Consider the following 25956-nt stretch of genomic DNA (forward strand, 5'->3'; position numbering starts at 1 on the left):
TTGATTAATCAAGCTATTTTATAAGACATTTAATAGAAAGAAAGGAAGATTTTCATGACTAAAAAACAATTAAAACTAGGTGTATTACTATTCGGCGCTGGCGCTCACATGAACTCTTGGAAGTCTGAAGATGTTGAACCTGACGCGTCAATCAATTTTGACCACTATGTCAATTTAACGAAAAAAGCTGAGAAAAATGGGGCGGATTTCGTCTTCATCGCAGATGGTTTATACATCGATGAAAAATCAATTCCCCACTTTGTAAACCGTTTTGAACCAATCGCTTTATTATCAGCTCTAGCGCCAATTACTTCGAAAATTGGTTTAGTTGGGACTTTATCAACTACTTATTCTGAGCCTTATAACGTAGCTCGCCAATTCGCGTCATTAGATATTATTTCCAAGGGGCGTGCTGGTTGGAATGTGGTAACTTCACCATTACAAGGGTCTGCAGGCAACTACAACAAGGGTAACCATCCAGAGCATGACTTACGTTATGATATGGCCAACGAATACTTAGAAGTCACTAAAGGATTATGGGATTCATTTGATGATGACGCCTTTGTTCGTGACCGTGAAACAGGTGTCTTCTACGATAAAGACAAAGTACATGTTTTAAACCATAAAGGCGAATTCTTCAATTCAAAAGGACCTTTAAACATCCAACGTACTCCGCAAGGTCAACCGGTTATTTTCCAAGCGGGTGCAAGTCCTAAAGGGATCGAGTTTGCAGCTAAGCATGGTGAAGTGATTTTTAATGCAGCTGGCACCTTGGAAAAAGCACAAGAGTACTACAAAGCTGTTAAAGACGCTGTAAGAGCCAACGGCCGTGACCCAGAAAAAGTGGTTATTTTGCCATCATTATCACCAATTACTGGTGCGACTGAAGAAGAAGTTGCTGCTAACTATGAGAAATTACAAGAATTAATCAGCTTGGATGAAGCGCTAGATTACTTAGCACGCTTCTTCGACCACCACGACTTCAAACAATACGATCCGGATGCACCATTCCCAGACTTAGGAGAAGTAGGATCTGACGGATTCCGTTCAACAAGTGACGCGATCAAAGTGCAAGCCAAAGAAGAGAACTTAACCTTACGTGAAGTAGCCCTACAAACGGCTACACCAAAAGGAAACTTCTACGGTACATATGATGAATTAGCGGACAAATTAATCTACTGGTTGGAAAATGACGCAGCAGATGGATTCATGTTAAATGAGCAAGTATTTGGGGATGCTTACGACGAATTCTTCGACAATGTATTGTCTAAGATTGCAGAACGTGGCTACTACTCATACGAATATGAAGGGGACACATTACGTGACCACTTGGGCTTAGACTTCAAAGAAAGTCGCTATGCTAAATAGAAGGTAAATAATAAAGGAAGTGATTGTGGTGATTGACCGCAAGAGCTTCCTTTTTCGTTTGATAGTTAGAGCTAGATACAAGTGTTTGAATAGTTGATAAAACAGTAATTTGGGCGTTTTAGAGTGGGTTCCAGATTTGCGTCTAATATTTTAATTAAAAGAAAGAGGTCAGAATCGTTGTCGAATGATTCTGACCTCTTTTTTTGAGTACGTAATGAATAGTTTGTGCCAGAACTTGTAATTGGCTCTCTCACCTTTAATCGGCTCCAAATATCAGACTCGTGCCATTTCAGAAATAAGTTTATGAGAGAGTTTGCACTTTAGCGCTTACTCGCTTAAATGCGTTAGAAGTTACGAGTCTAAGCGACATTTGTCGCACCATTTTTTATACTTCTAGCCAGTATACTGTGGTTGGTCGACCGATTGACCCGTATTTGGTTTCTTCTTTTAATACTTTGTGGTCGACCAAGAATTGGATGTATTTTCTGATGGTGACATGGGAAAGGGTGGTTTTACTGACCAATTCCTCAATGTCAAAGGGCTCGTCGGCTGCTCTAATAACAGTCATCAAATGCTGTAAGGTTTTTCTAGATATTCCTTTTTGCAGGGGTTCGTTATCTAGGTCTAGTCCTTGAACGCCTTGTCCGTATAGTGAGTCTAGGCTGGCTTGGTCTAGATGGTCTTTATTATGCAGGACTTGGTGCTTTTGCTTAAAGTGGTGCAGGCTTTGGTGCAACCGCTCAGCATTAAATGGTTTGAGTAGATAGTCAACTGCCCCGTAAGCCGAGGCTGTTTCGACAGTAGCCGCTTGGTTGGCTGCCGAAATAATAATGAATTCGACGGGAATTGACTGATCCCGAATCCACTTAACGAGGTCGAGACCTGACTCATTTTTCAAATTAATGTCTATTAAAACGAGGTCAAAGGGCTGGGTAAGTAAAAATTCTTTAGCCTGGTCCAAGTTTTGGGCGGTGGCAGTGACTTTGAAGTCGTCTAGGGCTTCAACGAAACGCTGATTAATCATGACAACCATTGGATCGTCTTCGACAAGTAGTGTCTTATAATTCATGGGCATCTCCTTGTGGGTAATCAATGCGGAATGAAAAGTTCAGTTGTTGGTCGTGCATGGATAATTCGGTCGTGACCTGTTCAGTCCGCCATGGGTAGTCAGAAAGCCATGTATATAGGTGGTCGACGTCTCCTTGTAGGCGGTAGTTGGTGATGAGTTGGCAACGGTCGGTATCAAAATCAAGTGATAGCCATAAGCGTGAATTCTGACCTAATTGACGTAATTCCTTATCAATAACTGCGACAGTTTCCATCCATAATTGGTTGGTAGTCGCTTCATAGGTGTTTGGAATTTCATTGTGAATTTCAAGTCGTAAGTCCTTCAAACTTTGTTTTAAAATCCGGTGTTCCCCAATTAAATGGCCAGCAATGGTTGGATTTTTAACCAACATGGACAGCCGAATCGTCAAATCTTCCTCGTCCTTAATCAATGAAGCCAGGTATTGGTCTAGTGCTTCATACTCTTCTAAATCTGTTAAACCGTAAATCACATGCAGGCGGTTCAAGAATTCATGGGCTTGAACTTGCAGCAACTGGGCATATTCAGCAGTTGAATGCAGTTGGTCCAGCAGGGCATAAATTTCGCTAGTGTCTCGAATGATATAAATTTGACCCACCAAGTTTTCTTGTACCAGAATGTCCGCTTGTGAAATCAGGTATTCCTTATCTTGATAGTGGAAGACCGCACTGTGATCGCCGTTCATTTCAGGTAGACTGATCACCTTATCCAATTGTGTCTTGTTTTTTTTCTTCGGAATTGGAAAATGGCGTAGCGCCTCTTTGTTGGCTAGGGTAATTTCACCATATTGATTGGTGACAATAATGGCGTCATGGCTGTAGGCAATCATTGCTGATCTTTCCTCGAAGGCTTTAGCGATTTCCTTTGGTTCCATATTAAAGAGCTCTTTTTTAATGGTATAAGAAACGAAAATCGCGACCGTTACACCGATAGCTATACTAACAATGAGGGCGCTAGTTGTTTGCTGGTCATATTTTTCAGAGAAGATATCAATAGCGTGGTTAGTTTTACCAACGACAACGGCTCCAATGACTTGTCCGTTTTGTATAACTGGGGCAAAAGACCGCAAGGAATTACCAAGGGTACCAATCCCTGTTGAGACATAAGATTGACCGGTAAAGACTTTTTCCTCGTCTCCGCCCGCAAATGGCTGGTTAATCAGGTCTGGGTCTGGGTGGCTCAAGCGAATAGAATCGGTATTAATGACCACCACATAGTCTAGGTGATATTGGTCTTCGTAGGCATGGGTAAAATCAGTGAGTGTTTGTGATGATTGGTTATTTTCTAGGGTAGTGATGATTTCAGGTTCATTTGCCAGGTCTTCACCCATGTTCAAGAGATAGCTAGACTCTGTTTCAATGATGGCATCTTTATTTAAGTGACGTGTCATTAAATAAAGGCAGCCTACTGTGATTGCTACCGTTGAAATAATCATTAACATGAGTTTGGTGAGGAGACGTAAATTATGCCATTTAATCAACTTGGCTGTCCTCCCTTATTTTTTCTCGTATTTTCATGCATATTTTCAGCGCATTTCCTATCAAATTTCAGTATAGCCCTTTAATTTATAAAGTTCAAATAAGACTTTAAAAACTTAAATAAAGGGAAAAATTCAAAAATCAGGCATATACTATAGTCGTTCAGAAATATATGAGGAGGAAATACAATGTCAGATCTTGCACGGGATGAAAGATCAACAGCGTCAGCGTGGCAGGGCGTCAAAGTCGGCCCCATGCCATTGACTTGGTTTCTCTTATTCGCAGCAATTATTTTAATGGCTGCAGTAACTGAAAGCCTACCTGTTGATATGTTAGGAGGGTTTGGTGTGATCCTAACGCTTGGATGGGCCCTTGGGAAAATTGGGGACACCATTCCTGGCTTAAATAAATTTGGGGGTTCAACCATTCTTTCTATGTTGGTACCCGCCGTTTTGGTTTTTTATGGCTTGTTACCAGATAACGCCATAGAATCAGTGACTATGCTGATGAGTGATGCCAACTTCTTAGACTTATACGTCTTTGCCTTGGTAACTGGCTCTATCCTTGGGATGAACCGCCAAGTATTGGTACAAGGATTCGCCCGCATGGTGATTCCAATGTCAGTTGGTTTGGTTTTAGCGATGCTGATTCCAGCAGCAATTGGCCAACTTGTGGGTATCGGCTTCCAGGAAACTTTATTTAATATTGTCACACCAGCTATGGCAGGTGGTATTGGTGGAGGTGTTTTACCACTAGCTCAAGGTTATAGCGAAGTTCAAAATATTGACTATGGTGCTATGGTAGCCATTTTAGCGCCAGCTTCTATCTTATCTAACTTCTTCTCTATAGGTGTTGCAGCCATTGTCGGCCGTTTTGGTGAGAAACATCCAGAACTTTCCGGAAACGGTACTCTAGTTCGTCAATCAGCTACTGAAGAAAAAGAATTAGTGAATAAAGAGAAAAAAACACCGATCAATTTCCAAAGTATCGGTATTGGCTTATTCTTATTAGTCGCAGTATATATTTTCGGTAATTTGATGCAAGGCGTTATCGGTTTACCAGCAGCAGTAATTGTTATCTTTGCTTCTACTATCATGAAATACTTCCAAGTATTACCAGCTAGCATCGAAGAGGGTGCTAAGCAATTAAACGGTTTTATTTCAAGTAACTTCACTGCACCATTAATGGTTGGTCTAGGGATTATCTACTTAGACTTAAAAGCAGTCTTAGATGTTTTAACTTGGCAATATGTAGTGGTGGTACTTGCAGTGGTGATTGTTTTAGGTTTAACCGGGTTTATCCTAGGTAAATTCTTAAACATGTATCAAATTGAATCAGCTATTTTATCTCTCAACCAGTCCGCAATGGGTGGTACCGGGAACGTAGCGATTCTAGCGACTACTGACCGTAACAGCTTGATGCCATTTGCTCAAGTAGCAACCCGTATTGGTGGGGCGATTACCATTTCCATCATGATTACCTTATTAAACTTATTCGCATAGACAGTTTTTAGAAAGGACGTATAAATATGACAGACGTAAAACAAGCAGCATTACAATTAAGTGAAGAAAAAGGCGGAAAAATTGAGGTTATCTCAAAAGTGCCAATCACAAACATGGACGAATTAGCCGTTGCTTATACACCAGGTGTTGCAGCTGTAAGTTCAGCAATCGCTGAAAATAAAGAGGATGTTTACCGTTATACTAGTAAACGGAATCTAGTAGCTGTTGTGACTGATGGTTCTGCCGTTTTAGGTTTAGGAAACATCGGACCAGAAGCAGCAATTCCAGTTATGGAAGGTAAATCTGCCTTATTCAAAGCTTTCGCAGATGTAGACGCTGTGCCAATTTCATTAGACACGCAAGACGTTGAAGAAATTATTTCGCATGTTAAAGCTATTGCACCATCATTTGGTGGGATCAACTTAGAAGATATTGCGGCACCACGTTGTTTTGAAATTGAACGCCGTCTAAAAGAAGAATTGGATATTCCAGTTTTCCATGATGACCAACACGGTACTGCAATCGTTGTCTTAGCTGGTTTAATCAATGCACTAAAAGTAGCTGAAAAAACGATTGAAGATGTGAAAATTGTGATCAACGGTGGTGGTTCAGCTGGTACTGCTATTGCTAAGAAAATGATTCATGCCGGCGCGACAAATGTGATTGTATGTGATATTGATGGGGCAATTTCTGAAGACGATCCTGAATTACAAGAACGTCACAAAGAATTAGCTTCAATTTCAAATCCAGACCACTTAAAAGGTTCATTAGAAGAAGTTGTGAAAGATGCGGATGTCTTTATCGGTGTATCTGCGCCAAATGTCTTCAAAAAAGAATGGATCCAAACGATGAATGAAAAAGCGATTATCTTTGCAATGGCAAACCCTACACCAGAAATTATGCCAGACGAAGCTAAAGAAGGTGGCGCATTTATCGTTGCAACTGGACGTAGTGACTTCCCTAACCAAATCAATAACGTATTAGCCTTCCCTGGTATCTTCCGTGGTGCTTTGGATGCACGAGCAAGTGACATTACTGAAGAAATGCAAATTGCAGCAGCACAAGGTATCGCTAGCATTATCCCAGATGATGAATTATCAGTTGAAAATATTATCCCAAATGCTTTCAACCCAAATGTTTCTAAAATTGTTGCTAAAAGTGTAAATGAAGCAGCAGAATAGACTACATTTGTTTATAAGCTCAAATATTCACCTCAATGATATATAGCAAGTTTAAAGCCCTAGGTCTTAAGTGTAATAAGATCTAGGGCTTTTGTATGTTTTTATTTATAGAGATACTTCTTATTCAGCAACATTGTAAGTAGCCGCACGGTAGTATTGGGCAACCCCATTTGGTTGATTGATAACATTATCTAAGTTTGGATCAATTAAATTAGCATATGCTCCTTGGTAGATTGGGCTGACTGCTGCAGCGTCTTCTACTAGGTATTTTTCAGCGGCTAGGAAGTTGTCCCAACGTGCTGCTGGGTCAAGGGCGTTAGTTGTTTTGCCTTCGGTCATTAATTCATCGTAAGTAGCGTCTGAGAAGTCACCTGATGATAGTGATGAACCTGTTACAAAGTAATCAAGGAAGGCAGTTGGATCGGCGTAAGACGGGTTATAGGTACCGTATACGATATCAAATTCTCCAGTTCCAGTGATTGCTTGACGAGATTTTAAAGGTACGTTTCGAACAGTTACGGTTAAACCAGGTAGGTTGGTTTGAAGTTGGGCTTGTAAGTATTCTGAAGTTGCTTTAGATGTGTCTGTATCAGAAGTTAACAATTCAATTTCAACTGTGTCTGTACCTAATTCTTCTAAGGCTAAGGCCCATTCTTCTTGGGCAGCTTCTAAATCAAAGGTCATTAGATCACCGTTTTCTTCACGGAAGTCGATGCCTGATTCTGGGTCAGAACCGAATTCTGATGGGATCCAGCCACCTGCTGCTTGTGAACCGTCGTCAAGGATAGCGTCAACAAAGGCTTCTTTATCATAAGCTTGGCTGATGGCGCGACGGAAGTGGACGTTATTCGTTGGGCTTGATTGGGAGTTGAATTCCATGTAACCAATCATCCCTTTAGGTTCAATGTGTAAGACGTCAGAGTCTTGGTATTCTTGAACGTAAGGAGTAGTAATTTCAGTGTATTGGAGTTCGCCACCTTCAAACAAGTTTACGTTTGTTGAGTTTTCTTTAGACATTACCCAGTCGATTTGGTCTAAATCAACATTGTCAGCGTCCCAGTACTCATCGTTTTTCGTTAATGTCCATTCAATTTCTGTTGAATTCCAGTCGCTCACTTCAAATGGTCCGTTGTACACGGCATTTTCTGAAGAAGTTCCGTAGTCAGAACCCAGTTCAGTTGCTACGTTATGGTTGACTGGTAGATAGTAAGGCGTCGCAAGTAGGTCAGTGAAGTAAGTAGTTGGTGACGCAAGAGTGATCTCCAATGTTTTATCATCGATGGCTTTAACGCCTAGCGTATCCGGTTCAGCTTCACCGTTTGCGATAGCTTCCGCGTTTTTGATGACGTAGAATTTATTGGCATTTCCACCAATGGTTTCAGGTGTGACTGTTTTTTGGTAGGTATAAACGAAGTCTTGTGCAGTTACCGGGTCACCATTTGACCAGTCTGCATCGTCACGGATGGTGAAGGTATAAGTTAAACCGTCTTCTGAAACGGTTGGCTCCTCAGCTGCAACCCCTAATTCGTTACTACCCTTATCAGCGGGGCGGTATAAACCTTCCATTACGTTAGAAATGGTGTTTTGACTTGGAGAATCCGTTGAAGAAATACTATCAAGTGACGCCAGTTCGCCGTTCACCGTCACCTTGATGCTTTTAGCTGCTTCCTCATTATCCGCCGTTGTGCCACCATTCCCACATGCCGCAAGCACCAATGACAATGCCGTTAATGAGAGAATACCCAATTTTTTCTTCATAAATCTCAACCTCTTTTCAATTTAGTATAGTTATCCCAATCATTATAACTTATCATTTGTGAAAAAAGGAATATATTGCCTAGAATCTGACTTACCAAAATACGGTCATGGTTGATATGAAAAAATCAAGGTGCGAGATCCGACGTATTTCCTAGCCGTTGTTAGATAGAAAAAGAGACGCGAACACATCACGTCTCTGGATAATAAATAGTAATCTTTAAAGAGGGTAAGTCGACTTTTACACCCTCTTGTCGGGTTCAAACTAAGTTGCATTACACTTTGTGTGATACGGCCTTAGTTTTCCAACATTGTTGAGCTTAGCGGTTTCGCTCTTACCCTCGTCTTTTCCTTTCATCCATTTCGGCTTCTAGTTTCAAGCGATTAGCTGTTGAATGTCTGAACAATTCTTTTAATTGCTCGCGGTCGTCGGTTCGAATGGCGTCTTTGATCAGGTTTAACTGGGCTTCAAAGTCTTGAATCGATTGTAAGAGGTAATGCTTATTATCGATAAAAAGTTCGCTCCAAAGGTCTTCGTTGATTTTGGCGATACGGGTTAATTCTGGGTATGAGTCACCTGTGAATTTACCGGTTTCGCGTTCTTCATGGTCTGAATTCATCAATGAAATCGCAATGGCATGTGGCAGTTGCGAGGTGAATGAAATCATTTGATCATGGAAGCTAGCTGAAACGCGGTTGATTTTACCAAAACCAATCTCAGTGGCTAGGGATTCTATTTTGCCCAAAGTATCTTCATTATTGGCTTCAGTTGGCGTGATCAGGAAGTTAGCGCCTTGAAATACCGACCCTTGTGCGTAGGCAATCCCTCGGTTCTCACGACCTGCCATAGGGTGGGTGTAGACAACTTCAATATTGTCCGGTAATACGGTCGCCAGCTCGGCCATAAAGTTTTCTTTCGTTCCCGTTGTATCCATTAAGACGCTACCATCTTTAAAGAAGTCGCGGTTAGCTGCAATAAATTGCACAGCTGTTTTCGGGTACAAGGCCATAATGGTCAGGTCCACTTGTCCTAAGATGTTTTCACCAGTTAGAAAACCTTTCTTAATCAAGCCCATTTCAACTGCGGTATCAAGCGTTTCTTGGTTACTATCAATCCCGTAGATGTCATGATAACCTGCAGTTTGTAACGCCTCCGCAAACGAACCACCAATTACACCTAATCCTACTATCCCAATCTTCATCTCGATACTCCTAACTGTTCTCTCATATTTTATTATTCCATGATAACATGTAGCCTCCTATAATTGTTAGGTTTTCTCTGAAAAATTCGGGTAGACTATTGCATTATTTAAAAATATTTATTGATTTGGCAAAATGGCTGACCACTTTTTAAACTAGATTATCTTGAATTATTGACACAGAAAAAGCCAATACAGTTGGATGCATTGGGAGTCATAAATAATTTGAGATGAACACGTACGCGACATATCTACTCTGTATATAGTATTGCCTTTTCTATCACTTAAGGTCAAACAATCTTTTAGTAACTTTTTTCCTCGCATATTTTTTGTTGAGTTGATTTAGACGCTGATCAAAGCATAAAAAAATCCAGTGTTCAAAAAAATTGTCATTTTTGTACATTGGAATTGAATTCCTTGTGAGGTCTTTTTCTAAGACAATACAATCATAAATGGTAGTAGGATTTTTGGTAATAGGAATTTGATGAAGCTTGATAATGTAATTTTATTTAATTATATATTGCAAATATTGCCATTTTCCCTAAGTCACTTTTAAGGAGGGAAAAACATTTTTTCAAAATTTATCAGATTGTTAATATTCTCCTTTTTATCGACTATGATACAATAGACTTAAGTATATAAATGTCATAAGCAATCTGCTGAATATTGCATGATCAAAGGAGAATTAAGATGGCTATTCTAGTTACAGGTGGTACTGGTTATATCGGTTCCCACACAACAATTGAATTAATCCAAGCCGGCTATGATGTCGTGATCGTGGATGATTACTCAAACAGTAAACCAGTCGTTTTAGAACGAATTGAAGAAATTTCTGGTGTGCGTCCACGCTTCTATGAAGCAAACGTATTGGACAAAGAGGCATTAACCCATATCTTTGAAGTAGAAAATATTGAAGCAGTGATTCATTTCGCAGCCTTCAAAGCAGTTGGTGAATCAGTTGCCAAACCAATTAAATACTACGACAACAACCTAGGTGGATTAGTATCAGTTCTTGAAGTGATGCAAGAGTTTAATGTCAATAAAATTGTATTCTCTTCATCTGCCACTGTATACGGTATGGACAACGAGTCACCGTTAACAGAAGACCTACCAACAAGCGCAACAAACCCATACGGTTATACCAAAGTCATGAACGAACAAATCCTTCGTGACCTAGCAGTAGCTGACGACACATGGTCAGTCATGATTTTACGTTACTTCAACCCAATCGGTGCCCACGAATCAGGCCTAATTGGTGAAGACCCAACAGATATTCCAAACAACCTAATGCCTTATATCACTCAAGTAGCCATCGGTAAACGCGACCACTTATCTGTATTTGGTAGCGACTATCCAACCCATGACGGTACAGGTGTCCGCGACTACATCCACGTCGTTGACCTAGCCAAGGGGCACGTGGCCGCAATCAAACACGCACTTGACCACCAAGGCGTTGAAACAGTTAACTTAGGAACAGGGATTGGCTACTCAGTCCTAGACCTTGTCAACACATTTGTAGCGCAAAACGGCGTAGAGGTCCCATACGAGCTAGTAGACCGACGTCCTGGTGACGTCGCCGCCAACTACGCAGACGCTACATATGCCAAAACATTATTGTCTTGGACAGCGGAACATGATCTAGCTGATATGTGCCGTGACTCATGGAAATGGCAATCAAACAATCCAAACGGTTACGACCAAGACTAAAAAAATATGAGTTAAAATGAGGCCCACCGTGAAAATCGTTTGTCTTTTAAATTGGCCAGGGGAACGACTCAACGCCTTGCAGTCGAGTTCGCTTCTGACACATAGGCAACACTATGTCACTACGTTCCAAGGGTTGCTCTATCGACCAGATGAAGTCAACTTCAGCTTATGACCGAGTCAGTGCTTTAGCACCTACTCGGTTAAATGTGTTAGAACTAGTTTGCACCACACTTTGTGTGCTACGGCACAAGTCTTCCAGTGTTGTTGAGCTGAGCGGTCTCGCTCACACCCTGTTTTTTTGTAACACAACTGCAATCTAGGGGTAATCTATAAGTTAAATTATATGGGTATTCTGTGTTATAATATGAGGGAAATGCTTTGGATTATGGCGCGCTTATATTTTGAATATGCGCATTATAGTTGGGATAACTTAATTTTAAGCGTATACGATATGTGGTAAAAGGTATGTAGAATGTTGAATTCTTGTACATTTGGCCACATAATTTCTTTTTACAAGGTGGGGGAAATACTATGCCAGCATGGCTAGGTGAATTTATAGAAAAGTGGCAGGCACAATCTCGATCAACGCAATTTACGGTTGTGGGTGTTGTGATAGCTGCTATCGTGTTGATGATTATTCCGTGGAGAGCGTCTGCTGAAGAGGGCAATCCTTTAGGTGTACAAGTGGATTCACAGCCATTGAGCGGTTCAGATTATTATTCGGCTGAGCCATTAACTGTGAGTGGTAATGGAACTGGTGTATCTTTAGGGGACTCAAGTGTCGAAACTAGTGAATCGTCAGTGGTTGCATCATCTGTTGAATTAACTAAAAATGCAGACTACAGTACAGATTTAGCAAGTTTAACAGCAGAATATGAAGCAAACTCAGCATCATTAGCGCAGTCAAGATCGAATGATCCATCTTATACAGCGCCGAATGTTTCATCTAGTTCATCGGCTTCTTCAAGTGCTAGCTCATCATCTTCTTCAACAGCAGATGCTAGCTCTAGCTCAAGTAGTGAAATGCCGTCAGCTGGAACATATACAGTTCAATCAGGTGACAATGCTTATCGAATTGCAACTAACAATGGTTTAACATTAGATGAATTCTTAGCAATGAACGGTAAAACTGAGGCTTCTGTAACCCCTGGTGAAGTAGTTCGTATACAATAAGTAAATTTTATGTAAATTTATTTCGTTAAAAACATTAACAATTGAGCGGATTCACTAGCAATTATAGAGAAAAAGTTGTATCATTATATAGGTGTTTTTTCAAATAAGTCAGATTTATAAGCGATTTATAACTAATATCGAATAATTTATAGTACAATATATATAAGTAAGGAGGCTGAACATGGAAGAATTAAAAATTGCGAATGCACAGCCACGCGAAGCGGCTCGTCAAAAAGCAACACAAAATGCAGCAGAGATCCTTTTAGAAATTCGTAGCAAACGTGGCATTTCTCAAGCGCGGCTAGCTGAAATCTCTGGCCGTAAACAAAGTTACATTTCACGTGTAGAATCAAGACAACAAAACATTTCATTAGCAACGTTACAAGAAATCGTTGACGCTGTTGGCGGAAACCTAGTTGTTAAAGTTGAATTATAATCTTGTCTGATTAATAGAATAACTTAGAAAAGTCGTATTCGTTTGTGGCCCTGAAGTTCCACGAACGAATGCGGCTGTTTTTATATCCAAAATTTATTTTTTTGAATGTGTGATTAGCTTAGATCGCTCAATCACATAGATTTTTTTGTATCTTCAATTTCAAGTAATTAATATTTAGCCAATTTGGTTTATATAAGTAAAGCTTTTATGCTGGTCATCAGTTTACTTGAGAATAATAGTATTGATAACTTTGAGTTCAAAAATCACCTGTGGTTAACAATTAAGGACAACTCTATTAGTAGGATGCAAACTTGGATAAATAGTAAATGTTAGCAATTTATTAGCACGATTTTGTTATAGCCATAGGTGGGAGCTTTCCTAGCATGACTGAGCAGTGAAAAAGAGAGGCTGACCCATAAGCTGGCGGTGCGACAAAAGTTGTTCAGAGATGAACGTTGGAGCAAGAGCTGAACAAAAATAGAATATCAAAGAAATTATTCAATAAAAATTAGCGTATAAAAAAGAGACTTGGACAAATTGCCCAAGCCTCGTGTTATTGCGGTGTGATTATGCTTCTACTGGTTCTGTTGTGTAAATATCTTGAACTTGACGGTTAACATAGCGTCCTGAAACAGCTGAGTGGAAGATTTTGTAACCTTCTTCGTTCAAAAAAGCGTCTGAAGCGATAAAAGCACTTAAGGCTGCTTCTACAGTTGCAGCATCTAAGTTTGCTTTAGGATTTTTAATAGTAACAGTACGTGTTTTGTTGTTAGCAGTTTTAAACTTTAATTCGAATACATTTGTTTCTTCAATCATAAGAATCCTCCTTTGGGACAATAGGGACATGTAAATGGCTTATTAGTGACTAGGCAACAGTGTAGCGTTCAACTGCTTCGGCACCTGTAAAGGCGTCTTCGATTAAGTCAGAAAGTGCAAGTGCTAAAGCATTTACTTTATCTGTATCTGGGTTTTCAATTAAACCATTTAAAGTAATGCGTGTTTCTTTATCCGTTTCCACGTTCAAGTAAGTTAATTCTAATTTGGCAGCTTCAAAGTTTTTCATAGGTATTCCCTCCAAGTTTTGTTTGTGTAAGCCCTCCGGATGACTTACACAAATAAGAACGACCTCAAGGAGAAAAGTGACAAGAGAATAGCGGAAATTGTTGCCAAAACTTTTACTGTGCTAAAATATATAGCATATACAAGGATTTTTGAGGAGGGAAGCGTGCATGACTGGAAAAAAACGAGGCCCCATGAAGCTGTCTGACATTGGTAATACAAAGCAATCGTCAAAAGCAGCGGTCGATAAAAAAAGCAAGCAAGACTCTTATACAAGGGAAAAACATTCAGATAATGGCCTTAGTGGAGGGGGACAATCCCCTAGTTACCAGAAAAAAGCAAGGGTTAAACAAACGCCCCGTCATCAAACATCAGCGAATATTGAAGATTCTGCTTCAACTGCCGATAATTTAGCCTCTGATTTACTAGCCAAAGCTGAAGGGTTGCGAGCTCAAAAAGCGAACCCCCTTTTTCAAGAGGGGGAATTACCGGCAGAAACTCCGGAAGATGAGGTGGTTGCTGGGGAAATCACTTTGATTGAGGTTCAGAAAAAGAATAAGAAGCGATTCAATGTCTATATTAAGGGTCAATTCGCTTTTGGGGTCAGTGAGAATACTTTGGTCAAGTTTGCCTTGCATAAGGGACAGGTGTTGGATAAGGATTTTATTGCGGATATCCAGCGAATTGATAAGGAAGATTATGCCTACCAGCTTGCGGTCCGGTTTTTGAGCCACCAGTTACGGTCTGAAAAGGAAGTTCGGGCTAAGTTAACTGAGGAGGAAATTGAGCCTGAGGTGATGGAGAAGGCGGTTGCTAAATTGAAAGAGGTCAAGCTGATCGATGACACTATGTTCGGTCAGGCCTATACGCGTACGGCTATGAATATCAATAAAAAAGGACCGAATGTGATTGCTCGGGAGTTGAAAAATAAGGGGCTTGGGCAAGATGAAATTGAACAGTCCATGAATGAATATGACCGGGATACTGAGGTTGAAAATGCTTATGCGATTGCGGAAAAATATTTTCACAAGCAGTTGCGAAAAGCGTCGCACCGAAATGCTAGTCAAAAGACCAAACAATACTTGGTGCAAAAGGGATTTGACAGTGATTTGATTCAAGAGTTGATGCAGCAACTGGCTGATCATTACCATGATGAGGACCAGGAATTGGCTGTCTTACAGAAAGACTTGGAAAAATATATGCGCCGGTATAAGAAACTTTCGGGCCGAGAATTGACCTTTAAAGTGAAAGGGATGCTCTACAATAAGGGGTATCCGTCAGAATTAATTAATCAAGCGCTTGAGATTTACGAGGAAGAAAATGAGTAAATGCTATAATAGGTAAATACGAGAAATACATATAACAGAAATAGAGGAGCAAGCATAGTAGTGACTGAAGTAAATCAAGATATCGACCTGTCTTTATATATGAATGAGTCGGCTATCCAAGACTTGGGGCCGGTAATTGAAGGTGTTCAAGTTTGGGGACCAGTTACCAACCAGGACTTTAGAAAGACTTTTCTAGACTGGTATGACAAGGAAAGTCGCCGTCTACCTTGGCGGGAATCTAAGGACCCATACCGGATTTGGGTGTCAGAAATTATGTTGCAACAAACTCGGGTAGATACCGTGATTGGCTATTACGCCCGCTTTCTGTCTGCTTTTCCGACCATCAAAGCTTTAGCGGAAGCAGAAGAGGACCAATTGTTGAAAGTTTGGGAAGGCTTGGGTTACTACTCAAGAGTCCGCAATATGCAGGCAGCGGCCCAACAAATCATGGCGGACCACGACGGGATTTTTCCAGATAATTTAGCTGACATCAAAAAGTTGAAGGGGATTGGGCCTTATACAGCAGGTGCCATCGGGTCTATCGCCTTTGGTATCCCCGTGCCAGCTATCGACGGCAACGCCATGCGGGTCATTTCTCGCTTGTTTATGATCAATGCAGACATTCAAAAGCCAGCCAACCGGAAGATTTTTGAAGCGGTAGGCCAATATTTAGTGGATCCCGACCGTCCAGGAGACTTCAACCAGGCCATCATGGATCTCGGTTCATCATTTGAAACGCCGAAGAAAGCCATGCCCGAATTGTCGCCTTTGCGCGATTTCACAATGGCAACCCTGACCAGGACCACCGACAACTACCCGGTTAAAAGTAAGAAAGCCAAGGCTAAACCCGTGTATTACCAGGCCCTTATCTTACAAAATGCTAAAGGACAAGTATTGATTGAGAAAAGGACGCAACACAAATTGTTGAATAACTTGTGGACAGTGCCTTTAATCAACTTGGGTACAAGTGCCAATCAAAATCTGCCTGCAAATGAGAAAACAGCCTTTTTACTAGCTGAAACTCAGGAAGCTTATGGCATTTCGCCAATATTCATGCGTAAAGAAATCGGCCAAGTCAAACATGTCTTCACCCATTTGATTTGGCATATCCTATTAACCTACGGGCAATTAAAGCCTGTGGACGAAAAGAAAATCAACGATATGATAACCTCTGGCGAGGCGGATTATGCCTGGGTAGCGCCCCATCAATTTGAAGATTATGCCTTTCCAACTGTGCAAATGAAAGTCTGGCAAGCTTATGAAGATTATCAAAAAGACAATCACCACAATATTAAATAATCAAAAAACAAATGGCTACGACTTTTGCTGTCGTAGCCATTTGTTTAAATTGTCGTGAATATTCAGGATGGATGAAGTCTTATAGGTGTTGGTCCAGGGCCCACACCGCTTGCTTAAAATCACATCACTTTTATTTCACCACAGTCTTTATCTACATATGGTCTATTACTATGATTTATTTTTTGCGTTTGTGACTTAACTGACAATAGCGTTCGTACCAAATATCTACATACTCTTTAGAAAAAGGCCCTTTTTCCTCATTAATCCAACGTACAAGTTCCTGAACGTTATCTTTTAAAATAGCATCGATATCAGACGAGTACCCCATCAACTGACGGTGGTCTTTATATTCATCTACGTCTAACAACTTCCGCTTACCATCAGGAAAAATCTTGATATCTAAATCATAATCGATATACTTCAAGGCTTCATCATCCAATACGTAAGGGGATGCTAAATTACAATAATAAGATATGCCGTTCGGACGAATCATTGTAATAATATTGAACCAATAGTGCTTATGGAAATATAGTAGGGCGGGTTCTCTAGTCACCCATCGTCTACCGTCAAAATCAACAACCAAGGTATGGTCATTGCAAGCAATGATACTTTGGTCACTTGTTTTTAAAACCATAGAATCTCGCCAAGTGCGATGTAAGGAACCATCGTGCTTGTAGCTTTTGACTGTGATGAATTCACCTTCTTTAGGGTTTCTCATCACCAAACCTACTTTCTACACCTAGCTAGGTTGTAACATAAAATATTATATCATAATGAAAATTGAAAAAGTAGGCTAATTGCCTACTCACATATTCTTAAAAAAACCTAAAAGATTTAATTCAGTTTGGCTTAATTTTGTTATATGATAGAATAAACAATGGGAAAAGTTTGTATAAAGGAGCTCAAGCATGAATAGAAAATCAAATAGTAACCAAATGGTCTTGACAGCAGTCTTTATTGTCATTTCATTGGTATTAGTGGGAGGTAGCTATTTTGTTTATCGCTCACGCCAACAAAATATGTTAGCGGACCAAGCCAGCACATTTTCCTCAATGTCTGTAGATATGAACCAAACAGCACCATCAACACCAGAAGAATATAATGCAGAAGATATGGTGCAAGCATTTACGGACAACCGCGGGGAAACAACAGCGCTTCATTACCTATACTACCTGCAAAGTGTAGAACAAGTGCCGACCATCTCAATTGCCCGTACCCAAGCAGACCAAGAAGCTTGGACAACAACTATCAGTGACCGTTTAAATGAAATTGGCTTTGACGACACAAGTGTTAACTCAGTTGACTGGACAGAAATTACTTCCGCCGATGCAGTTGAACAATACTCTAGTAACTTAACTGAAGCCAACCCACAATTACTGATTATCCCAACTTTCGTAGAAGAAGATTATGAAGCTGAAATCTCTGAAGAAGACCATTTAGCGAATATTGAAGAATTATTCAATACTATTCGTATGGACTTGCCTTCTGCCTTAATCGTCTTTGCGCAATACCCAGCTTCAAGTCAAGAAATGTCTGAAGACGAAGACTACGTAACTTATAACGACAACACTTTATCAGCTATGCAAGAAGCAGGCTACAATGTTTATGATGTCAACACTGCTTACAGCGAAGCACGTGATAACTCAGAAAGCTTAAACCTTGAAAATAGCTTTACAGATGAAGGTTTCTCTGAAGAAGCGAGTCAATTAATGGCTAACACTTTAATGGCCCAAATTGAAGATACGCAAATCAATGCCACTGATGGTTATGACGGTGCAAATGAAGACGTTGCTGAAATGCAAGCGGAACTAGATGCTCAAGCAGAATCAGAATCGATCGCAGCGGAAGAACAAGCATCATTAGATGCAGAAGCTGAATCAATTGCAGCAGAAGAACAAGCATCAATCGATGCTGAAAATGCTTCTATTGCCGAATCAGAATCAATCGCCGAATCAGAATCAATCGCAGCGGAAGAATCGGCGGCAGCTGAAGCAGCATATATTTCAGAATCAATTGCAGCAGAAGATGCGGCGGCTGAAGAAGATTACTACTACTCTGAACCAGAACCTGATTACGGTTGGTCTGAGTCGAGTGAATCATCAAGTGAATCATCAAGTGAAGCAACTGATACATCTCAAGAGAGTGTTATTGAAGAAGAATCTACTTCAGATGAAACATCTGTTTCAGAATAATCAATTCAGCATGATTTAAAGTAATACAACAAGATAAAACACCTTAAAAGGGCACCCACATTCACTGATATAACCAAAAAATGGTGATATTGTACTGAATGGACGGGAATTCACCTTCTAGGGTGTTTTTTTGTAGTCTTTTAGTAGAAAAGTCGATAAAATAAAGATGATAAACTTAATGTAAATCAGACATTTTTCGAGCTGAAGAAAAGAGGCAATTATGGCAAAAGATATTGCAACTATCCAAGAGATTTTTGATTTAATTGAAACGGCAGATCCTGAATTAATTAGTCTGCGCATGCGCGAAACCATGGAGTCGGATGCTTTTGATAAGGCTTATTACTATGACGGATTTCTCGGCTACTCTTACTCAAAAACCAGTACGCTCTTACGTATTTGGACCCCAACAGCGATTGATGTTGAATTACTCTTATACAAATCTGACACGTCTGACGAATATGAAGCTATCCAGATGGAAGAAGAACTAGAAACCGGTACCTACGCCGTTCGGTTAGAAGGTGATTACAAAAATGTTCCTTATATGTACCGGATTTTCTTCCCTAATTCAACCGTTGAAATCACCCAAGACCCGTACTCACGAGCCGTTACCGTTAATGGCGCCCGGTCTGTCATTGTCGATTTAGATGAAGGTTACCCGGATGACTGGGAAGATGACAAACGCCCACCGTTTGCTAACGCACGTGATGCCATCATCTATGAAGCGAGCGTCCGGGACCTCACCTCCAATATCAATTCCGGTGTACCCAAGGAAAAACGCGGTAAATTTGCTGGCCTTGCGCTAAGTGGCACTAAATCAGCCAACGAATTTGCCACGGCCCTAGATTATATTGCTGATCTAGGGATTACCCACTTGCAGTTAATGCCAATGGCTGATTTTGTAACGGTAGATGAATTGTCTGATCGACCAGATAATTACAACTGGGGCTATGACCCCATGCATTACAATGTGCCAGAGGGTTCCTACTCAATGTCGCCAAGAGATCCAGTAGCCAGATTGAAAGAAATGCGGGAAATGGTCCAAGCCTTGCATGCCAAAGGACTTCGCGTCGTGATGGACGTTGTCTACAACCATGTCTATGAACATGAACGTCATCCGCTTGGTTTAACTGTTCCTTACTACTATTTCCGCTACAACAAAAATGGCGACTTATCGAATGGGTCAGGTGTAGGAAATGAGACGGATTCAACTCGTTTGATGTTCCGCCGTTACATGATTGAATCCATTACTTACTGGGCTGAAGAATTCCATATTGATGGTTTCCGCTTCGATTTAATGGGGCTTCACGACATTGAAACCCTGAATTTGATCCGCGAGGCCCTGGATAAGATTGATCCATCCATTTTAATGTACGGTGAAGGTTGGGACTTAGAAACTCTTTTATCTTCTGACAAAAAGGCTATCCTTCGTAATGCTTATAAAACCCCTCATATTTCTTACTTTAATGACCAACTCCGCGATCAAGTACGTGGATCGGACTACGGGGATGCAACGGATCCAGGTTTTATCACGGGTAAATTTATGACAGAACAAGCCGTCCTTGCATCATTCTTAGGTGGGGGTAACTTGTCAAAGCGTGATGCCAACGTGACCCAAGCCCAACAACTAATCCAATATATTGAAGTGCATGATAACTATACTTTACGGGATAAAATTGCCTTGTCTCACGGCGAAGAACCAGTCAGACTGCGTAAAAGACGACAACTATTAGGAAATTCGATTATCGCCTTGTCAGCCGGTATTCCGTTCTTTCATTCTGGTCAAGAATTCTTCCGGACTAAGCATGGGGTAAGGGATTCCTATAACTCAGGTGACGAAATCAACTGCATGGACTGGGATTTAATGGCTTCAAATTATGATGCAGTTAACTACTTTAAGGGGTTATTGGCATTGCGGAAGAAATACCCATTCTTTACAGAGAAAAACCAGCAAAAAATTTTTGAAAATGTAACCGTGATTAAGTCAGACTACCAAATCATAGGCGTGCATTACCACGGCTTAGGTCATGAATTAGTAGTGATTTTTAACGGCCAATTGAATGATGTAAAAGTATGGATACCAGACGGTGGCTGGCGACCAATTGCCCGCGATAACAAAATGGTTGGCGATGCCTTTGCGGATTTAATCAAAGGTAATGCGGATGTTAAGGTATCAGTTCTTTCTACCTTGATTTTAGAAAGAGTGGAATAATAGCTAATTTTAAAAAGAAGACTTCGGCTTCCACGTTATCTTATCATTGTCTTAAAATTAAGATGTGATCCAGGGCATTGAGACAGGAGACACTGGAATAATAATGCCGTGGCACACAATGTGTGTCGCAAGTTATTTTGAAATGGACACTTGTTTGCCTTGAAAACTCGACTAGCAGTGGGGACTAGAAATCAGCCAAAGTCTGATTTCTAGTCTGAAGATTCAGTCTGAGGGAGCGAGCTCCCACTGACTGCTATACTTCAGCGCATCCTTAGTAGGGTTCTTATTGCTCAAAAGGATATTATGACCACGAAATTAACTGCACATTCAAAAAAAGGAGGGGTTGAGACTATTGTCTCAACCCCTCCTTTTAAAATGGCCCATATTTTGTTTTGATGACATGTGAGTTATTCGATGCCTTCTAGTGAGTCTGCTTGGTATTCGTCTTCGTCATGGTGGATTCTATATGAACGAATCAGGGTGTTTAGTTTAATTAATGACTCTTCGTAAGATACCAATTGGCCGGTGATTAACATTAAGGCGTTTGATCGCTCGAATTCTTCTTGGGTAGCGGTTTGTTTAATGGCTGCGTATTCGAAGATAGAGTCCATTAAGTCTTGCCGGTACCCTTGGGTTGGTTGGAAGAAATTCACTTCTAAGGGTGAGATTCGACCGTCAAATTTCAAGAAGATTTGTTCGTGAGCTGAACATAGAGTCTCAATCCGTTCGCGGATTTGGATCCGTAGTTCTTCTGGTAATTGGAACATGACATTGGTATGGGTATGTAAGACGGATAATAAGGCCAGTGCTTGTTCTAGTGAAACGATTAAAGCCCGGAAAACAACGAGTTTTCGTTTTAACATGGGTAGTTTTCGTTTAGACCATACGTTCTCATCTTTTAGGAGTGCATATAGGCTGTGACTTTGTGCGATACGATTTTCTGCCCAGGCGATATCTGAGGTTAGGGTAGAGTATTCGCCGTTTTTGCGAAGAATGGCTCTTAAACGCACTAAGATTTCACTAGAGGTTTTATTGACTTCTTCGTATAGAATGGCGTCGTATTTAGGTGGCAAAACAAAGACGTTTACTAATAGGGAAACGGTCACCCCAAGTAATGACTCAACCACACGGGCGATGGCAGAGGTGATAATCATATCTTGGTCGCGCAGCATAATCACAACAAGGGTAATGGTCGCTAAGGAGATAACGTTGGCCATATTAAGCGCCCGCAAAATCCCAATAAAAATCGTCACGGTCACCCCAATAATAATAGGGGAATTACCGAAAAAGTTCACCATGACTACAGCAACGATACCTCCAAGTATCGCCGCCATAACACGGTTGAAGAAGGTATCGATAGATCCTCTAACAGTTTGTTGTAAACCGATGATGGCAGTAAAGGCAGGGATGACAGGTTCAACAAAGGGTAACCAGTCAGCAATTAAAATACTGAGCATTACCCCAAGACCTGTCTTAAACATCCTGGCACCAAGTTTCATTTTTATTCAATCCTTTTTAATGTTCTTCATCATTTTGTAGTATCTCTTCAACTATCCATATTACTAGGCAATGGCCCTGAAAGCTAGCAATAAAAGCAAGTTTTCAGCAATTTACACAAATTATAAACTTTCCGACTTTTCAATACCCGCAATCATCGTTTCGATAATTGTTGAGCGCAGGTTCATTGATTCAGCAGTACGAACTTCTTCAATTGTTGTTCCGCCTGGTGTACAGACCGCATCCTTCAAAGCGCCAGGGTGTAAGTCCGATTCAATCGCCAACTGAGCTGCCCCCTTAACCGCTTGTTTTGCAAAGGCAAAGGCTTGAGGTCTAGTTAATCCTTTTGCCACACCAGCATCCGCCATCGCTTCAATAATCATGAAGACAATAGCTGGACTCGAACCTGCAATCCCTGTAAAGGCGTCCAACTGGTTCTCGGTCAACTGTTCCGCTGACCCAAAAGTATGGAGAATTTGCATAATTAACTCCTTATCCACTGTCGACAAGTTTTCATTATAGACAACACCGGAAATTCCTTCCCCAACTTGCGCTGGAATATTAGGCATCACCCGAGCGAATTTCGCAGAATCCCCTAGCTGTACAGCCGCGTCAGCCAAACTGTAGCCCGTCGCAACCGAAATCACAATCGTCTCCGCAGTGAGTGTTGGTTTGATTTCATCCACCACATCCTTGATTAAATAAGGTTTTACCGCAAGGACAACCACGTCCGCTCCCTTAGCCGTCTCCTTATTATCTGTCAAAATGGCGAAACCATACTTAGCTGAGTCCGCTTCAGCTTTTTCAGGGTTAGCCCGTGAACCAGCAATCAGTTGGTTATCAATCTCGTCCGATTGTACCAAGCCGTTTAAAATCGCTGTTCCCATATTGCCTAGTCCGATAATGGCAATCTTTTTATCTATTTGTTTCATATACTGTGCCTTCCTTCTTTAACTGAAAATTTTGTACATTAGAATACTTTCATTTTAGCATAAGTTCCGCCACTACACGACAAAGTAAAAGCTTGCCTAGTTAAAGCCAAGTTCAGTTATAATAGAGTCACCACTAAAAAGGAGCGATTCATTTAAATGTTTCCAATACACTATGTGAAAGACATGTTCAGTCCAGCTAATATCTTCTACCACCGTCACCTAATGACCTGGTGGAAGTCAATCCTTGTAATGGTTGTTTGGTCGATTATCATGACCTGGCCCTTTGCCAGAAGTTTCGAGCCCGTTGAAGACGGGACAGTTAATAATGCCTTTGAAGAATTACAGACCATTATCCCAGAAGAAACAGTCAGCGAATTATCGAATTTTACCTATGACAATGGCGCCTTTCAATCAGACCAGTCGGACATCGTTATTGACGGTGTCCAATTACAAGTAGTCATTTTCCCCAGTGCGGATAATTTAGACGGCTACTTAAAGGGGAATGACAAGTCACTCTTGATCCTGTCAGACCAATTCGTTTATCAAACAGACCAAGATACGCGCTATACAGCTAATCTACCATTAGACTTGAATGACTATATGACTGATAATGCGACTTTTATCGAAAGTTTACGGGTCAGCTATCAAACGGAAGTGAATACCCAAAGTAAGCAGATCCTGGTCATGACCCGTCAGCTGACCATCTTTATTCTTGGTTTAGGGGGCTTAACGATTATTGTTTCACGGTTGAATATTTTACAAAAAAACAAATTCCATGACTTATTCTCCTTCCAATACTGTTTAGGCATGGTCGCAACCGCCATGGGATTACCTGCAATTATCGCTATTATTGTCGGCTTTTATACCACAAGTGTCAGTGTGATGATCCCCATCTTATGGGTTGGAACGATTATCATGCTCTGCCTATCCTACCGACAAACAAAATTTATCCGAACAGACACCATTTAAGTCTGGGACCAGATATTTCGATGGAACAGATGCTTTTGTTTCCATTTGACCAGAAAACAAGTATAATTTTACCAGTAACAAGAAAACGTTTTCTTAAACTGAATCGGAGGTAAATATATGAAACATATCTCATTAGGGCAAAATGGTTTAACAGCACCCAATCTAGCAGTAGGTTGTATGCGGATTGAAGGTAAATCAGTAGAAGAAGTCCAAGACTTAATCCAACAATCCTATGACGCAGGTTTAACCTTCTTCGACCACGCAGACATTTACGCAAGAGAAAGAGGTGGGGCGGAAAAATTATTCGGCCAAGCCTTTGCTGGCTTAGACATCCCAAGAGAAAATATCATTCTGCAATCTAAAGTAGGGATTTACCTTCCAGGTACCTATAACAACAATGAACAAAACTTCTTCGACTTATCAAAAGAACATATCTTACACTCAGTAGATGAATCTTTAGAGAGACTACAAACAGACTATCTAGATATTCTACTATTACACCGTAACGATGCTCTATGGGAACCAGAAGAAATTGCGAAAGCCTTCGATATATTGGAAACGAGCGGTAAAGTTCGCCACTTCGGTGTAAGTAATCATACGCCAATTCAAGTTGATCTATTGAAGAAATATGTCAAACAAGATTTAGTTGCTAACCAAATCCAATTATCTCCAGCCCACACACTGGCGCTTGATTATGGTTTCAGTGTAAATACCAAAGCTGACGAAGGGGTGAACCGTGGTGGGGAACTAATCGATTATGCAAGGCTGCACGATATGGCAATCCAAGCGTGGTCACCAATTCAAGGAGAAAATGGGGTAATATTCAGCGATCCTTCCTATAAAGGCTTGAATGATAAGCTAAGCGAAATCGGGGGTCGTTATGGTCTAGACAATGAAGCTGCAGCTATTGCATGGTTACTCAGAATTCCAGGGAATACTCAAGTTGTCTTAGGAACTACCAATATCGACCGGATTTTAAATTATGCCAAAGCGAGCGATATTCAATTTACCCGTCAAGAATGGTATGAAATCTATCAGAGTGCAGGAAATAGACTGCCGTAAAATGCATAAAATAATAAAAGAACGCAAATCTATCAAGGGTTGGCGTTCTTTTATTATTTGAATAAACAATTTTTTTGGATTTTTATTTAATTTGCGCTTGTATAGAAATAGAATACTTGCTATAATTCTTGTTACGGAAATAGTTCTGAGAGGGACATTTCGAGCAAATATTTTTGAAAAATACTTATTGACATTCTGATTTATATCATGGTATTGTTAAGTAGTTGTCGGGAGCGCTATTTTAGCTCTCAAAACAAACAAAAATATTTCTTAAATTACTTGTTGACAAGACGTCAACTAGTAAGGTAAGATAGCCAAGTCGCTTCATTAAGGAAACAAGTATTCAACAAAGTGTTGAAAAACTTTTTAAAAGTTTCCCTTGACAATTCTTGAATGAAGATGATATGATATACGAGTTGCTGCAAGGTGACGAAATAGACCTTTGAAAACTGAACAAAGAAGACAAACCAAAAATTGTGTATGGAATCATTTGATTCCAACAATTAAAAGTAGTGAGAACTAC

At 40.5% G+C, this 25956-nt stretch carries 21 protein-coding genes; 12 read left to right on the forward strand and 9 right to left on the reverse strand.

Translation table 11 applies throughout. The features are described 5' to 3' along the window. Positions 1-54 precede the first annotated feature (54 nt). Positions 55-1368, forward strand: a complete 1314-nt coding sequence (locus ACUW85_RS08680) for an LLM class flavin-dependent oxidoreductase (protein WP_048728383.1) — start codon at positions 55-57, stop codon at positions 1366-1368. A 385-nt stretch (positions 1369-1753) separates the two neighbouring features. Here ACUW85_RS08680 and ACUW85_RS08685 read toward each other — a convergent pair whose 3' ends face one another. Together ACUW85_RS08685 and ACUW85_RS08690 are read right to left on the reverse strand one after the other, a co-directional pair. Next, positions 1754-2437, reverse strand: coding sequence for a response regulator (locus tag ACUW85_RS08685; protein WP_048728381.1), 684 nt, complete (start codon positions 2435-2437; stop codon positions 1754-1756). After that, positions 2427-3935, reverse strand: coding sequence for a Spo0B domain-containing protein (locus ACUW85_RS08690; protein WP_154837986.1), 1509 nt, complete (start codon positions 3933-3935; stop codon positions 2427-2429). The genes ACUW85_RS08685 and ACUW85_RS08690 overlap by 11 nt, the downstream gene beginning before the upstream one ends. A 186-nt stretch (positions 3936-4121) precedes the next feature. Here ACUW85_RS08690 and ACUW85_RS08695 point away from each other — a divergent pair, with 186 nt between their 5' ends. Together ACUW85_RS08695 and ACUW85_RS08700 are read left to right on the forward strand one after the other, a co-directional pair. Continuing rightward, a complete protein-coding gene (locus ACUW85_RS08695; protein WP_048728374.1) occupies positions 4122-5435 on the forward strand; it encodes a 2-hydroxycarboxylate transporter family protein in 1314 nt (437 codons plus the stop codon). Positions 5436-5461: 26 nt separating this feature from the next. Next, positions 5462-6616 (forward strand): NAD(P)-dependent malic enzyme, encoded by a 1155-nt coding sequence (locus ACUW85_RS08700; RefSeq protein WP_048728371.1) that lies wholly within the window; start codon positions 5462-5464, stop codon positions 6614-6616. A 120-nt stretch (positions 6617-6736) separates the two neighbouring features. Here the strand turns inward: ACUW85_RS08700 and ACUW85_RS08705 are convergent, their stop codons facing one another. Next, positions 6737-8374, reverse strand: a complete 1638-nt coding sequence (locus ACUW85_RS08705) for a peptide ABC transporter substrate-binding protein (protein ID WP_048728368.1) — start codon at positions 8372-8374, stop codon at positions 6737-6739. A 332-nt stretch (positions 8375-8706) separates the two neighbouring features. Further along, on the reverse strand, positions 8707-9573 hold the full coding sequence (locus ACUW85_RS08710; protein ID WP_182023604.1) for a prephenate dehydrogenase: 867 nt from the start codon (positions 9571-9573) through the stop codon (positions 8707-8709). A 687-nt stretch (positions 9574-10260) separates the two neighbouring features. Between ACUW85_RS08710 and galE the strand changes: the two genes are divergently transcribed. The 3 genes from galE to ACUW85_RS08725 all read left to right on the forward strand — a co-directional run bounded on the left by galE (position 10261) and on the right by ACUW85_RS08725 (position 12886). Next, entirely contained in the window at positions 10261-11277 is a 1017-nt protein-coding gene (gene galE, locus ACUW85_RS08715; protein ID WP_048728362.1) for a UDP-glucose 4-epimerase GalE, read from the forward strand. Between the two features lie 531 nt (positions 11278-11808). Next, positions 11809-12450 (forward strand): LysM peptidoglycan-binding domain-containing protein, encoded by a 642-nt coding sequence (locus ACUW85_RS08720; protein WP_048728358.1) that lies wholly within the window; start codon positions 11809-11811, stop codon positions 12448-12450. Between the two features lie 181 nt (positions 12451-12631). Continuing rightward, a complete protein-coding gene (locus ACUW85_RS08725) occupies positions 12632-12886 on the forward strand; it encodes a helix-turn-helix domain-containing protein (RefSeq protein ID WP_003141237.1) in 255 nt (84 codons plus the stop codon). A gap of 567 nt (positions 12887-13453) precedes the next feature. Here ACUW85_RS08725 and ACUW85_RS08730 read toward each other — a convergent pair. Together ACUW85_RS08730 and ACUW85_RS08735 are read right to left on the reverse strand one after the other, a co-directional pair. After that, entirely contained in the window at positions 13454-13702 is a 249-nt protein-coding gene (locus ACUW85_RS08730) for a DUF2922 domain-containing protein (RefSeq protein ID WP_048728356.1), read from the reverse strand. A gap of 49 nt (positions 13703-13751) precedes the next feature. Beyond that, entirely contained in the window at positions 13752-13949 is a 198-nt protein-coding gene (locus ACUW85_RS08735) for a hypothetical protein (RefSeq protein WP_048728354.1), read from the reverse strand. 166 nt (positions 13950-14115) lie between these two features. Between ACUW85_RS08735 and recX the strand changes: the two genes are divergently transcribed. Both recX and mutY read left to right on the forward strand, forming a co-directional pair. Further along, entirely contained in the window at positions 14116-15273 is a 1158-nt protein-coding gene (recX, locus tag ACUW85_RS08740) for a recombination regulator RecX (RefSeq protein ID WP_048728351.1), read from the forward strand. A 60-nt stretch (positions 15274-15333) separates the two neighbouring features. Then, entirely contained in the window at positions 15334-16572 is a 1239-nt protein-coding gene (gene mutY, locus ACUW85_RS08745) for an A/G-specific adenine glycosylase (RefSeq protein ID WP_149358783.1), read from the forward strand. 175 nt (positions 16573-16747) lie between these two features. Here mutY and ntdP read toward each other — a convergent pair whose 3' ends face one another. Beyond that, a complete protein-coding gene (gene ntdP / locus ACUW85_RS08750; protein ID WP_003141245.1) occupies positions 16748-17290 on the reverse strand; it encodes a nucleoside tri-diphosphate phosphatase in 543 nt (180 codons plus the stop codon). Positions 17291-17480: 190 nt separating this feature from the next. Here ntdP and ACUW85_RS08755 point away from each other — a divergent pair, with 190 nt between their 5' ends. Together ACUW85_RS08755 and pulA are read left to right on the forward strand one after the other, a co-directional pair. Beyond that, entirely contained in the window at positions 17481-18764 is a 1284-nt protein-coding gene (locus tag ACUW85_RS08755) for a hypothetical protein (protein WP_048728345.1), read from the forward strand. Positions 18765-18984: 220 nt separating this feature from the next. Further along, the gene (gene pulA, locus ACUW85_RS08760; RefSeq protein WP_149358784.1) at positions 18985-20973 is read left to right on the forward strand and encodes a type I pullulanase; all 1989 of its coding nucleotides are present in this window, start codon (positions 18985-18987) and stop codon (positions 20971-20973) included. Positions 20974-21380: 407 nt separating this feature from the next. On the opposite strand, the gene ACUW85_RS08765 is transcribed toward pulA, so the two are convergent. Both ACUW85_RS08765 and proC read right to left on the reverse strand, forming a co-directional pair. Then, the gene (locus tag ACUW85_RS08765) at positions 21381-22472 is read right to left on the reverse strand and encodes an FUSC family protein (RefSeq protein WP_048728339.1); all 1092 of its coding nucleotides are present in this window, start codon (positions 22470-22472) and stop codon (positions 21381-21383) included. A 120-nt stretch (positions 22473-22592) separates the two neighbouring features. Next, positions 22593-23402, reverse strand: a complete 810-nt coding sequence (gene proC, locus ACUW85_RS08770) for a pyrroline-5-carboxylate reductase (RefSeq protein WP_048728337.1) — start codon at positions 23400-23402, stop codon at positions 22593-22595. A gap of 156 nt (positions 23403-23558) precedes the next feature. Here proC and ACUW85_RS08775 point away from each other — a divergent pair, with 156 nt between their 5' ends. After that, positions 23559-24371 carry a DUF1189 family protein gene (locus ACUW85_RS08775; protein ID WP_182023605.1) on the forward strand — a complete coding sequence of 271 codons (813 nt, stop codon included), beginning with the start codon at positions 23559-23561 and terminating at the stop codon, positions 24369-24371. A gap of 117 nt (positions 24372-24488) precedes the next feature. Next, positions 24489-25433 carry an aldo/keto reductase gene (locus ACUW85_RS08780; RefSeq protein ID WP_149315300.1) on the forward strand — a complete coding sequence of 315 codons (945 nt, stop codon included), beginning with the start codon at positions 24489-24491 and terminating at the stop codon, positions 25431-25433. The last annotated feature ends 523 nt before the right edge of the window (positions 25434-25956 follow it).

The sequence above is a fragment of the Aerococcus sp. 150760013-2 genome (genome assembly GCF_053627715.1).